The following is a 12463-nucleotide window of genomic DNA, read 5'->3' on the forward strand; positions in this document are numbered from 1 at the left end:
CGCGCCGAGGTGCATTGTCGTGTTCCGCACGGCAAGCTGGCCGCATGAACTATCGACGAAACTGGCTGCCTGGCGGGACGTATTTCTTCACCGTCAATCTGTGGAAAAGACGATCGGCCCCCTTGCTGACCGACCATATCGCTGACCTGCGCCTGGCAGTCAGGACAGTGCGCCAGGCGCACCCATTTCATATTCATGGCTGGGTGGTGTTGCCTGACCACTTGCACTGTGTCCTTGAGCTGCCGCCAGGGGACCATGATTACGCCTTGCGCTGGCGCCTGATCAAACTGATTTTTTCCCGTGGTATCGCCAAAGGCGAGCTGCGCTCTCTATCCCGGCAAAGGCGTGGAGAACGGGGGATCTGGCAACGGCGATACTGGGAACACACCATCCGCGATCAGGCGGACATGGACGCGCATCTGGATTACCTGCACTTCAACCCGGTCAAACATGGTCTGGTCAATCGGGTGAGGGATTGGCCTTACTCCACTTTCCATCGCGAAGTCAGCCTGGGGCGCTATCCCGCCGATTGGGGGAGGGAATGAGGATGGCGCAGCGATGATGATGGCGCACCGATGATGGTGGCGCAATTAAAGATTGCGCCCTACGGACCACGTAGGGTGCATTCGCGTAGGGTGCATTCGCGTAGGGTGCATTCGCCGGAGGCAATGCGCCAATGCAATGCGCCAATGCAATGCGCCAATGCAATGCGCCGATGCAACGCACCAATGCCATATCGGATGATGGCGCAATTAAAGATTGCGCCCTACGGACCACGTGGGGTGCATTCGCGTAGGGTGCATTCGCGTAGGGTGCATTCGCCGGAGGCAATGCGCCGATGCAATGCGCCAATGCAATGCGCCGATGCAACGCACCAATGCCATATCGGATGATGGCGCAATTAAAGATTGCGCCCTACGGACCACGTAGGGTGCATTCGCCGACGGCAATGCACCGATGCAACGCACCAATACAACCCCCTACCGGTGAGGGCGGAAGTACTGCTGAATCACGTTGCTGATGTGTCGCTTGAGCGTGGCGGTATCGGCCTGGTGGTAGCGGGCATGCAGGGCCGGTGCCAGGGCGAGAAACACGTCGAGCAGCTGTGGGTCGAAATGGCTGCCGCGTTCTGCCTGCATCATCGCCAATACTTGTGGCAGGGGGAGCGCCGCCTTATAGGGGCGGTGCACGCTCAGCGCATCGAAGACATCCACGATGGCGAACAGGCGCGCGGTCAGCGGGATGGCCTCGCCGCGCAAGCCCTGCGGATAGCCACTGCCGTCATAACGTTCGTGGTGACCGGCCACCACATCTCTGGCCTGCGCCAGCCAATCCACCTCACTGATAATTTGCAGACCGATGGCAACATGTTGCTGCATCTGGCTGAACTCCTCCGCATCCAGCTTGCCCGGCTTGAGCAGGATGTGATCCGGAATGCCAATCTTGCCGACATCATGCAGAAAAGCGCCGGTCATCAGCGTGATGATCTCGCGCGGCGGAAGTGGCAGGGCTTCTGCCAGCGCCACGGCATACAGGGTGACCCGATAGTTGTGACTGTCGGTATCGGCATCGCGCTGGGCAATGGCGCTGCCGAGTACACGCAACAGCTCCCCATTGCTGGACAGCAGATGCTGACTGAGCCGCAGCGCATCACGGTTGAGCGACAGGATGACCGGGTAGATGGCCAGGGTGCTGATGGCAATGACCAGCAGGACACCGATCAGGGTATCGCGCAGGCGGTGAGCGATGGCCTGTGCCGTCTGAGGCGGCACACGGTAGATGCCCTGCAACCAGCCTTGCCGCTGACCACGCGCATCGTGCAGCGGCACCAGAGACTGGACATAGATGCGGTCGCCCTGGCGCAGCGCTTGCTGACGGGACTGGCCATCGTCGGGAAATGCCGCCGGCAGGGACGCATGGCCGATGGGTTCGCGCCAGCACTCCGCCAGCGCCTGCCCGCGGACATCGAACAGGCGCATGCCGACAAAGGCCGTGCGCGGCAACAGTTGATCCAGTCGGGCCTGCTGCTGCGCCGCAGGCAGGCGCCAGAAATCACTGCCATTGGACTGGCGGAATTGCTGAACGGCATCGGCAGACAGATTCAGCACCAGATGGTCAATCTGGGCAGACTCCAGTTGCCAGACCACCAGCCCGGCCACCAGAGACAGCAACAACCAGACTGGCAGCAGCCGTCGCAGCAGGGCACGATGCAGGGCCAGTTGCCGGGGGTAGAGCAGGTCATCCAGGTAGCGGAAGGTTGGCACGAACGCTCCTCTGGCAAGTCATGACAACAGTTTAACCTTTTGTCATGGATGCCAGAAGCGCAGTGAAAAGGACGGCGAAAAGGACGGGGTCAGGTCTTGTATTTTGCATGCAGCATGCAAAATACAAGACCTGACCCCGTCCTTTGGTGTTTCAGGGGATGTGGATGGTTTGTTTCATGCCGGCTTCGGCATGGCCGGGGAGGTTGCAGGCGAACACGATGTCATGGCTTTTCAGTTTGCTGAACGACCAGGTCAGGGATTTGGTTTCGCCCGGATTCAGGCTGATGACGTTTGGCTCGTCATGCATCATGTCCGGCATGGCGCGCATTTCGGCAGCATGTTGTTTTTGTGCGGCGGGGTCGGCGATGCCGAATTCATGCCTGGCCTTGCCATGGTTGGTGACGATGAAACGCACCACATCGCCCTGACGAATATCCCGCTGGCTGAAGCGCAGCTGCATTTGATCATTGGCCTCGACGCGGATGGTGCGGGTGGCCTGGGCCGCTTTGGCCGGGTGGCCGAAGTCGGTCTGGCCGGCGGGGTGCGCCAGGGCCAGCGGGGCGGTACACAGCAGCGTGCTCAGCAGCAGGACGCGCGGGGAGGTCAGCAGGGGCATGGCAATCTCCTGGGGGTATGATGTGGAGCCATTCTAGATGTGCCATGTATGGCGGACAACCCCCGGGGGGTATATTTCAGAATCCGCGTGTGCGCTGCATGATGGTGGGTTTCTGGCTGGAGGGAAAACGCACGCGCCATTTGCCATCGATGAATTCCCGAATGACGCGCAGGGTGCGCAGGGCACAGGGGTCGGCCGGGTCAATCTGCTCAATTTCCATCATGGACACATCCCCGGGCAGCGGGTCGTTCGGTGTTTCATCACACTTGACCAGACCGAGGCTCCAGCCGGTGAAGATCGGAGTCTCGATTTCCTGACGTGCCAGCAACAGCAGTTTATAGCGGCTGGTGTCCTGAAAGACCTGGCGGTAGTAGCGGTCGACGTCCTCCTCCGGCCCCTCGATGACCTGCAGGAACTCCTGCCCCATCAGGACCAGGACACCCGTGATGCCATCACGCTGGTTACGGCGGCGGCTGTCGGCCAGGAAGGCCGCCAGGCGCTGGGGATCGGGTTCGGTGGCGACCGAGCCACTGTAAATCAGACGAATCACTGCATGAGTCTTCTTTATGTCAGGTGGGTCAATACATCTTTTTACATCGTTGTCACATGAAATGCAAAATGCATTTTATATGCGCGTATCTGACAAATTTCATGACTTCTGATTCAAGACTTGTTTGTAGATTGTCCGGGTGGCAGCCACGGCTTGCACAGCAAGGCCAGCGCGATTTGCAACAGGCTGGCAATGAGGCAGCTCATCACTCTCAGGGCCATATCCTGACCGTTGCGTTCATCGGCCCAGGCGAACAACACACAGATCAGAAAGGTGGCCAGGGAGAAAACCGGCAGGCGGGTATGGCGCAGCATGAGCAAAGAGGACCGTCAGGGTGATGCTGCGATGTTGGCGCAAAGGGGGCGCCTGGCCTCTCGGACAAAGCTGAAACTCAGAACACCTTGCGCTGGCGCCGCAGCACGATGGGCTGGTCGTTGTCGATCTGGTTGCGGTGCCATTGGCCGCGAATGAATTCGCGCATGGTCTTCAGTGTGTCGCGCTGATCGGCATCGGCGCCCTCGGCTTTTTGCAGCATCAGATAGGCCGCGTGCTCGCGCGGGTCGGGTTCGGTGCCGAACGGCGGGGGCTGGATCAGACCGAGATGCCAGTCGGGAAACAGCGGCCGCACATTCTCCTGGCGCGAGACCAGCACCAGACCATAGCGATGGCTGCTCTGGCTGAGCTGGTCATACATCTGATCCACCGTCTCCTGCGGCCCCTCGATCACCTGCATAAAGTCGCGCTGCATCAGGATCATGGCGCCGTGAATGCCATGGCGCCGGTTGCGCGACTGACTGTCGCTGACAAAGGCGCGCAGTTGCGGTGCGCTGGGCAGAATGGGCAGGGAGCCACTGAAGATGAGACGAATCACGGCATAGTCTTTTCGGCAAAGGGGTGAGTTCCCCTTGGTTTATACATAATCCAATAACTATTGAAAAGTCCTATTAAATCCACCTTGGTTATAATGACTGCCTGAATCAACAAGGGGGCAGCATGCAAACCACTCTGGCGATATTTGGCGCCGGTCGGCTGGGGCAAAGTTGGGGACGTCTGGCGCAGCTCAGCGGACAATACCGCATCGGCAGCGTGTGCTGTCGCAGCCTGGCCGCCGCGCAGCGTGCGGTGGATTTCATCGGCGCCGGCACCCCCTGCACCCTGGCGCAGCTGCCGCCGCTGGCCCAGCTCAACTTGCTGGCCTGCGCGGATGACACCCTGCCCGCGCTGGCGACCCAGATGGCAACGTTGCCCAGGCCGGACATGGCCGTGGCCTTTCATGCCAGCGGCGTGCTGGAACCGACGGTGTTGACCGCACTGGCCGACAGCGGGCTGGCCGTAGGCAGTCTGCACCCGGCGTTTTCCTTTGCCGATCCAAGCCGGGCCGTCACGTCCTTTGCCGGTACCCTGTGCGCGCTGCAGGGCGAGGCGGGCGCCGACGCCGCCTTGCGTGCCTTTGCCGCCGCCATCGGCGGCCAGGCGTTTGACCTGCCGCCGGGCGCCAAGGCGGCCTACCATGCCAGCCTGTCGATCGCCTCCAATTATCTGGTCACGCTGACCGGGCTGGCACGCTCGGTGGCCGAACAGGCCGGGCTGCCCCCGGCGCTGGCCGGACAGTTGCTGGCACCGCTGATGCACCAGTCGCTGGACAATGCCTTGCAACTGGGGGCGCAGCAGGCCCTGACCGGCCCCATCATGCGCGGCGATGTGGCGACAGTCGCCGCCCATCTGCAGGCCCTGGCAGCGAGCCCGGATTCGCTCGCCCTGTATAAAGCACTGGGCCATGCCACCTTGCCCCTGACCCGCCTGCCCGCCGACCGGCTGGCGGCATTGCACACGCTGCTGGCTTAGACCGATCCCCCATTCATCCCGCGAGACCAACGCCCAACGTAGGGTGCATTCGCCGAAGGCAATGCACCAATTGGACGGCGCACGCGAGACCTACGCCCAACCGCGTGGTGCATTCGCCGAAGGCAATGCGCCAATTGACGGCCCCCGCGAGACCAACGCCAACCGTAGGGTGCATTCGCCGAAGGCAATGCACCAATTGGACGGCGCACGCGAGACCTACGCCCAACCGCGTGGTGCATTCGCCAACGGCAATGCGCCAATTGGACGGTCACCCATGGCTGAGCGGGCTGGGGGTTTGAGAGAGGGGGCACCCGTCAATAAACCATGCCGTCCGTATATCACCTATCCCAACGGCATTTTGGTTACATGGGTTACAGATGTAACCAGAAAATATCTTTATATTTCAACGATGTAACCAATGTAACCAATGTAACCACGATTTTGAGAGATATTGATAAGTAGTAGTTGGTGCAGAAGGTACTTATATATATGTTTTTCTTACAGATAAATATATATATACCCCTTACTATTTACTTACCTATCCCCCTATCTCTATTTCTCTCTCAAAAACGTGGTTACATTGGTTACATGGGTTACATCGCTGTTTTTAAAGCATAAGTTCGGGTTACATTCGGGTTACATTTCCCCTGTGCTGGTTACATCACGTTTCTCCGACCGGATTTGCCATGCGTTGTGTTGATGGACGGCGCACGAAGGACGGCGCACGAAGGACGGCGCGCGAAGGACGGCGCACTTGAAGAGTGCGCCCTACGTAGGGTGCATTCGCCGAAGGCAATGCACCAATTGGACGGCACACGAAGGAGCAACGCCACAACCGTGTGGTGCATTCGCCAACGGCAATGCACCCATTGACGGCCCCCGCGAGACCAACGCCCAACCGTGTGGTGCATTCGCGTAGGGTGCATTCGCCGAAGGCAATGCGCCAATGCAATGCGCCAATGCAATGCGCCACAAAAGGATGACCGCGCTGACTTGCATGGCTGTCATCGCTTTCGCTAGGGTATGTGGCGCGGCATGGTGCCGCTGAAACGGGCGCGGGCCCGAGGGTGTGCGACCACCCCCGAGCCCGCTGACCAAACCAACTCGTCCAAGGAGTCAGTATGGCTGCCAAGTATGGTAATTCACCCCTGTCCCACTTCACAAATCACCGTCCTCATCCGTCCTTGCTGGCGCTGGTGGCACAGCTGTGCCCGCCGCGCACCGCGCTGCCTGAGCCCGGGCTGTGCCGGCTGATCGTTGACAGCCGGCTCGACTGGTCGCTGGCCCAGGCCGATGGCCGAAGCTGGCTGTATTTGCCGCGCGCGGTGCCGATGCGGCAGCTGGCGGGTTGTACGGTGTTGCTGGCGGAGTAGGCATTCACTTTGGAGGCCGGGGGGCGCAAGCCCTCCGGGGGGTGTGGGCTCACCAGAAAGGCGCAATGGGTCGATGACAATGCGCCGATTATCTTTTCACGGGCCGCATGCCAGCCCCCCTTTCCTGCCTCCCGGCGCGAACGCGCCGCGCACGCCGCCACCGCTTCGCCGTCCCTATCTTCGCGCGACGGTCATCCCCGCGGCGTTGCGGATTGATCTGACTGTGGCGTGACGTTCGGTTGCCAGACCATTGCCATCAGATTTTGGGTTGTCGCCGTGCAAGCGTATGACAGGGGGCCCCTGACCCGCCTGAGCGACGAGCGGCTGGCGGGCGGTGCCATGTTGATGGCCCCCCTGAATAGCTTGCCGCATGGCGACGCGGTCCAAAGTCGTCCAGCGTAACTTTTTCCTGTCAGAGAAGTTCTGTTTAGGACTCGTCTGACAGTTCGCCTGATCGCCCCCCCTTACCATTCATTCCATCTGAAACGGAATGAGTTTTCCTGATGTGCTCTCCTTCGCCTTCCAGTGCTGTGGTACCGGCTCGTTTGTTGAATGGTCGCAAGTTGCGCGTGGCGCTGCTGGACGATCACCCGGTGGTGCTGGAGGGGCTGCGCTTCATGCTGTCGGCCCGACAGGACATGCAGCTGGTGGCCGCCTGTCAGACCCCGGCCGAGTTGTCGGCGGTACTGAAGGCTGAGGCTTGCGATGTGCTGGTGTGTGATTTTCATTTGCCGCAGGCCGAGACAGATGGGGCTCGGTTGTTGTCGCGTTTGCGGCGTGATTATCCCGATTTGCTGCTGGTGGTTTGCAGCGGTGATCGTTCGGCGGCGGCCGTGAATGCCACTTGCCAGGCGGGCGCCAATGGATTTTGGAGCAAGCAGCAGTCGCTGGATGGGATGCCGGCTTTCTTTCATGCCTTGCAGCAGGATCGTCGCCAGTTCTTGCTGGCCCAGGACGGGCACTGGCAATGCCTGCCGGCCCCGCTTGCGGGCGGTGAGTTGTCGCCGGCCGAGCAAGAAGTGCTGCGCCTGCTGGCACATGGCCTGTCAGTCGTGCAGGTGGCCGAGCGGCTGCATCGCAGCAAGCAGACCGTCAGCACGCACAAGCATAACGCGATGCGCAAGTTGCAGCTGGGTGACGAATTGAGCCTGGCGCTGTATTTGCGCGAACAGTATTCCCGCAGTTGGTCTCGTACCAGTACGAATCCACCGCGGTAATCGTGGTGTCTGGCCGGGGGCGCTTACGCTAAGACGCCTTGCCGTCCTATACCACGGCAATTCAGGTCACCCGCTGCGGGTGATGAGTTTGATCTAACGAAAAGGAAGAAACCATGAAGTTGGCCTCGAAAATGAGTGTCCTGCTGGCAGGTGTTCTGGCCAGCGGCGCCGTGTTCGCAGCGCAAACTGCGAACGTGACGGTTGGCGCTACGCTGAAGACCGGCACCTGCGGTGTCGCGATTGCCGATGGCGGCACCTTCACCGTGCCGGACATCCAATATAGTGCACTGGCACAGAACGCCGTGACGGCGCAGACGCCGATCACCAAGGCGCTGACCGTGACCTGCGATACCGGCGTGAGCTCCAAAGTGGGTCTGTATGTGACTGACAACAAGGCGGCCAACCTGCCTGCCAGCGCACCGACCGGCTCGCTGGGCCTGGGTCTGAACGGCACCAACAAGATCGGCAGCTACATCCTGCAACTGGCTAACCCCAAGGTGGAAGGTGCCGCCGGTGCCATCACCGCCAGTACCACTGGCGGAGCCAACTTTATCAATGCTGGTGCGGGCACCGTGGCTCTGCTGCCGTCGGTGGCGCAGGAAAATGTGCTGGCGTTTACCACCGGGACGGACGACGATCCGGTGGCCGCTAACTCGTTCAGTGCCGATCTGATCATGACCGCCACCATCCTCAGCAAGACCGATCTGGGCACGGCGACCAGCGATCTGAACCTGGATGGTTCGTCGACGCTGACGCTGATGTTCCCGTAACGCGAGCAGGAGAAATTATTTCATGAAACTGAATCTGATTTGCGCCCTGCTGGCGCTGGGTGTCGGGGTTGCAGCCCATGCCGATGAATTCAAGATTAACGGAACGGTCAAGACCGGTTCCTGCACGCCGACTTTTGAAAATGGTGGCAATTTTTCGATTGGCCGGGTCTCGACTGCCGCGCTGACTGGCACCGATGTGTCGAACGGCTATACCTATACCACTCTGTCTGAGGTTTCTCATACGTTGAGTCTCCATTGTGGCTCCGCAGCCAAGGTCGGGCTGAATTTTGCGGACACCAAGGCTTCAAGTCAGATCTTTACCAGCAAGGCTGAGTTTGGTCTGGGTATGGATGGCACCACCAAGATTGGCGCCTATGAAATTATTCCTATTAACTCCGCCAATGTGAAAGTGACGATCGGCGGTGTCCCCAAATCTGCTGTATGGACCGCGAGTACCGACAGTGGTGTTACCTGGGGACGGCCGCGTTCCGGCATGATGGTCTTTGGGGAGGCCTCCGAGTACTGGGGCATTGTCGATTCGGTTGCTCCGGATTGGAACCCGTCGTCGACGACAGACATGGTGTTTGATCTGAAGGTGAAACCCTATATCAACAATGCGGTTGCCACGCTGGGGCACGATATCAATCTGAATGGTCAGGCAACGATCAGCCTGCATTATTTCTGATCGGACTCTCAGGATAGGAAGATGAACATGAATTTGAGCAAAAGGTTAGTTCTGCTGGCGCTGGGACTCAGTGCCAGTGGTCTGGTGATGGCTGCCGCTTCTTCGCCGATCGCCGTGGATGGTGTTATCCGCGTCGGTGCGTGTACGCCGACCCTGCAAAACGGTGGCACCTTTAATTTTGGCAATATTTATCTCAATAACGGCACAGGCAATCTTGCGCCCTCTCCGATTACCCAGTCGGTAGATGTGACATGCCCGGCGCCGCAGAAAGTGATGTTTAAGCTCGTTGATAACAAGGCAGCTTCGCGTACCGATACCAGCACCTACTCCTGGGGGCTGGGGAAGGACTCGGCCAACAATAATATCGGTTACTACGAAATTAAACTGATTGAAGCGAACTCGAAAATTGATGATCCGGGTGTTGCTGCCAAGTATATCTATACCACCAATGCTGGTACCAGCTGGGCTGACGATGGTAGTTCGGATCGTATCGGTAACTTCACGACAACCAACGAGCAGTTCAGCATGAAAAAGGCGAGCACGACCTCGGCAACGCAGGATGCTTCGACCAAATTCCACATGCAGTTCCGTGTTGAGCCGCATATCCCTTCCAGCTATGCGCCGACCGGCGACGAGAGTCTGGACGGCAGTGCGACGATTACCCTGACTTATTCCTGATGGCGGCAAGCTGCCTGGAAGACTCGCATGATCTTCATGCATGAGAAAGGATAAATAATGAATGTAGCAAACAAAGCGGTGCTGTGCCTGCTGAGCCTGGCGTGTGCTTCGGCCTGGGCTAGTTCGGCGCCGACGACCACTACTCTGAACGTGGTTGGCGCGGTGATTCCGAATACTTGTGATATCAGCATTGCTGATGGCGGTGCCTATACCTTCGGTGACATTACCCCGGGGATGCTGGACCAGACCAATGCCACCACCCTGACCGCGCAGAGCAAGACCATGACGATTCAGTGTGGCACGGGGCAGAATGCCTCCGTGGCGGTGAGTGTGGCCGATAACTCGACTGCCCTGTTGCCGGCAGGGTCCGATGCGACGCAGTTCGGTCTGGGTAATGGTTCCTCCAGCTATGGCAGCTATACGCTGACACTGAAAACCCCGAAGATCGACAATGTGGACCAGTCGTTTCTGACGACGACCAATGGGGGTACTGCCTGGACAAATGCGGGTTCCACTCCGGTGGCTATGACGCGATCTACCGGCGCCAACCGTGTTGGTTTCGTCTCCGGGACCGGCACCACCCTGACTGCGGGCAATGTGTTTACTGCCCAGCTGGAAGTGGCGCCGACCATCCTGAGCCTGACGGATCTTGGCGGTATCACCTCGGATGTCACGTTGTCGGGCTCGGCCACGGTCACCCTGTACTTCATGTAAGTGTTTGTGATGTCTGTACGCCCTGCGCGGTTTGCCCGCGCCGGGCGTTTTTTATGGCTGGGGGATGGCGCAGTTGCGCTGGTGCCCTTGTTGATTGCGCCCTGCCTGATACCCGGGCTCGTACTGGTACGAATCTGGCCCTTCTGTGCCTTCGTCTGTGTACCGCGGGTTACAGTCGGTCTGGATGTGTTTTGCCTGTCTGCCTCGCCGAATGGCCAGTTCCGGCCTGATTCATGATCAATTCTGACGGATTTTCCTTAGGAATAGGAATGCTCTGATGTCTGCTGAGCGGGCCGACTTCTAATATGACGATATCTCCTGCGCCGCAGGAATTTTCACAACAGTTTATGACGAGGTTGACAATGAAAAAAGTATCTCTGCTGAGCGCGCTGGTCTGGCTGGCCAGTGCATCGATGGCCCAGGCAACCGGCATGGTGCCGGACAGTTCGGTGGTGCTGGTGAATGTGGCCGATGGCGAAGGCACCATCACGGTGAAGAACACCGATGACCGCCCGCGCCTGCTGTATACCTCGATGTATGACCTGCCGGAAGACAACGCTCATCTGCTGGTGGTGACCCCGCCGGTGGCCCGGGTGGAAGCCGGCCAGTCGCAGCTGGTGCGCTTCATTGTTGACAGCAAGGAACCGATTGCCACCGAGCGCATGAAGCGCGTGGTGTTTGAAGGGATTCCGGAAGCGGAAAAGGGCAAGAACCAGGTGAGCATTACGCTGCGTCAGGATTTGCCGGTGGTGATTCACCCGGCCAACCTGCCGCGCAAGAACGACCCGTGGACCTTGCTGCAGTGGACGCGCGATGGCGACAAGCTGGTGGTGACCAACCCGAGCCCGTATGTGGTACGCATGACCCAGCTGCTGCAGTTGCTGCCGGGCAAGCAGACGCTGGATTTGCCCAAGCCCTATGTGCTGCCGGGGGCGACGCTGACCATTGATGCCAGCAAGGTCAAGGACGCGCTGGGCAGTACCACCCAGCTGCGTATTTCGCCGGCCAGCCTGTATGGCTATGCGGTGGACTCCTATGATGCGCCGCTGTTGAGCAAGCCCGCCGCCGTTGCCCCGGCTGCCTCTGCTCCTGCCGCTGTACAAAAAGCCGGCTGAGTTTGTCGGGTTCGGATCGGTGGTTGTGAGGGAGGTTTGCCATGCGCTTGTTGCAACCGAGGGTGGTGCTGTGCGGGCTGGTCTTGCTGACGGGGGTGGCCCAGGCCGCGGTGATGTCCGGCGATTGTACTTTGCGTTTGTCCGGCGGGGTGCAGGATTTCGGCGCGTTGTCAGCCAGCCAGCTGGAAAACACCCGGCTGAAGGGCTTTCGCTCGCCGGGTCGGCGGCAGAGTACGGTGTGGTTGCAGTGCCCGACGGCGGATGAGGTGGAGCTGCGGCTGAGCGGGCCCAATAACGGGCGCTTCTTTGCCTATGGGCCAAATGGTCGCTTGCTGGTGCTGCTGCAGTCGGCAGAGAGCGAGGGGCGCCCGCTGGGCGTGACGCGTCTCGGCAGTGTCGATGACGACCGGCCAAGACCGGTACGCCAGGCGATGGCGCTGTTGCCCGGGCAGGGCATTCGCCTGGCCACCGGCGGCAAGCCGGTTGAGTTGCAGCTCTTGCTGCAGCCGATGCTGCCGGAGGCGGATGCTCACCCCAAACAGCGTATGGCGTTTTCGACCGATCTGCAGTTCTTGCTGCAGCCAGTAACGACCTTGCCGGATGCCGGCAGTGTTGCCCCTGTCCATTAACGGATGA

The 12463-nt window shown here is 59.8% G+C and carries 15 protein-coding genes; 10 read left to right on the forward strand and 5 right to left on the reverse strand.

Annotated elements, in window-relative coordinates:
- The first annotated feature begins 44 nt into the window (after window positions 1-44).
- The gene (locus JNO51_RS03965) at window positions 45-545 is read left to right on the forward strand and encodes a transposase (protein WP_215781634.1); all 501 of its coding nucleotides are present in this window, start codon (window positions 45-47) and stop codon (window positions 543-545) included.
- A 435-nt stretch (window positions 546-980) separates the two neighbouring features.
- Here the strand turns inward: JNO51_RS03965 and JNO51_RS03970 are convergent, their stop codons facing one another.
- From JNO51_RS03970 to JNO51_RS03990, 5 genes are all read right to left on the reverse strand, one after another.
- Window positions 981-2264: an HD-GYP domain-containing protein gene (locus tag JNO51_RS03970; RefSeq protein ID WP_215781636.1), complete on the reverse strand. Its 1284-nt coding sequence runs from the start codon at window positions 2262-2264 to the stop codon at window positions 981-983.
- 151 nt (window positions 2265-2415) lie between these two features.
- Entirely contained in the window at window positions 2416-2880 is a 465-nt protein-coding gene (locus JNO51_RS03975) for a plastocyanin/azurin family copper-binding protein (protein ID WP_215781638.1), read from the reverse strand.
- Window positions 2881-2956: 76 nt separating this feature from the next.
- The gene (locus tag JNO51_RS03980) at window positions 2957-3430 is read right to left on the reverse strand and encodes a BLUF domain-containing protein (protein WP_215781641.1); all 474 of its coding nucleotides are present in this window, start codon (window positions 3428-3430) and stop codon (window positions 2957-2959) included.
- A gap of 113 nt (window positions 3431-3543) precedes the next feature.
- On the reverse strand, window positions 3544-3744 hold the full coding sequence (locus tag JNO51_RS03985; protein WP_215781643.1) for a hypothetical protein: 201 nt from the start codon (window positions 3742-3744) through the stop codon (window positions 3544-3546).
- Between the two features lie 77 nt (window positions 3745-3821).
- Window positions 3822-4301 carry a BLUF domain-containing protein gene (locus JNO51_RS03990; RefSeq protein WP_215781646.1) on the reverse strand — a complete coding sequence of 160 codons (480 nt, stop codon included), beginning with the start codon at window positions 4299-4301 and terminating at the stop codon, window positions 3822-3824.
- A 122-nt stretch (window positions 4302-4423) separates the two neighbouring features.
- On the opposite strand from JNO51_RS03990, the gene JNO51_RS03995 reads away from it, so the two are divergent.
- The 9 genes from JNO51_RS03995 to JNO51_RS04035 all read left to right on the forward strand — a co-directional run bounded on the left by JNO51_RS03995 (window position 4424) and on the right by JNO51_RS04035 (window position 12456).
- Window positions 4424-5275: a Rossmann-like and DUF2520 domain-containing protein gene (locus JNO51_RS03995; protein WP_215781648.1), complete on the forward strand. Its 852-nt coding sequence runs from the start codon at window positions 4424-4426 to the stop codon at window positions 5273-5275.
- A gap of 1121 nt (window positions 5276-6396) precedes the next feature.
- Complete coding sequence (locus JNO51_RS04000) at window positions 6397-6648, forward strand: hypothetical protein (protein WP_215781650.1); 252 nt, start codon at window positions 6397-6399, stop codon at window positions 6646-6648.
- 503 nt (window positions 6649-7151) lie between these two features.
- Entirely contained in the window at window positions 7152-7865 is a 714-nt protein-coding gene (locus JNO51_RS04005; RefSeq protein WP_215781653.1) for a response regulator transcription factor, read from the forward strand.
- Between the two features lie 113 nt (window positions 7866-7978).
- Complete coding sequence (locus tag JNO51_RS04010; protein WP_215781655.1) at window positions 7979-8635, forward strand: hypothetical protein; 657 nt, start codon at window positions 7979-7981, stop codon at window positions 8633-8635.
- A gap of 22 nt (window positions 8636-8657) precedes the next feature.
- Window positions 8658-9320: a DUF1120 domain-containing protein gene (locus JNO51_RS04015; RefSeq protein ID WP_215781657.1), complete on the forward strand. Its 663-nt coding sequence runs from the start codon at window positions 8658-8660 to the stop codon at window positions 9318-9320.
- Window positions 9321-9341: 21 nt separating this feature from the next.
- On the forward strand, window positions 9342-9998 hold the full coding sequence (locus JNO51_RS04020) for a DUF1120 domain-containing protein (protein WP_215781659.1): 657 nt from the start codon (window positions 9342-9344) through the stop codon (window positions 9996-9998).
- 57 nt (window positions 9999-10055) lie between these two features.
- The gene (locus tag JNO51_RS04025; protein WP_215781671.1) at window positions 10056-10712 is read left to right on the forward strand and encodes a DUF1120 domain-containing protein; all 657 of its coding nucleotides are present in this window, start codon (window positions 10056-10058) and stop codon (window positions 10710-10712) included.
- A gap of 362 nt (window positions 10713-11074) precedes the next feature.
- Window positions 11075-11827 (forward strand): fimbria/pilus chaperone family protein, encoded by a 753-nt coding sequence (locus tag JNO51_RS04030; protein WP_215781673.1) that lies wholly within the window; start codon window positions 11075-11077, stop codon window positions 11825-11827.
- Between the two features lie 41 nt (window positions 11828-11868).
- Complete coding sequence (locus tag JNO51_RS04035) at window positions 11869-12456, forward strand: hypothetical protein (RefSeq protein ID WP_215781675.1); 588 nt, start codon at window positions 11869-11871, stop codon at window positions 12454-12456.
- Window positions 12457-12463: the final 7 nt, after the last annotated feature.

This window comes from Paludibacterium sp. B53371 (genome assembly GCF_018802765.1).
Classification (GTDB): domain Bacteria; phylum Pseudomonadota; class Gammaproteobacteria; order Burkholderiales; family Chromobacteriaceae; genus Paludibacterium.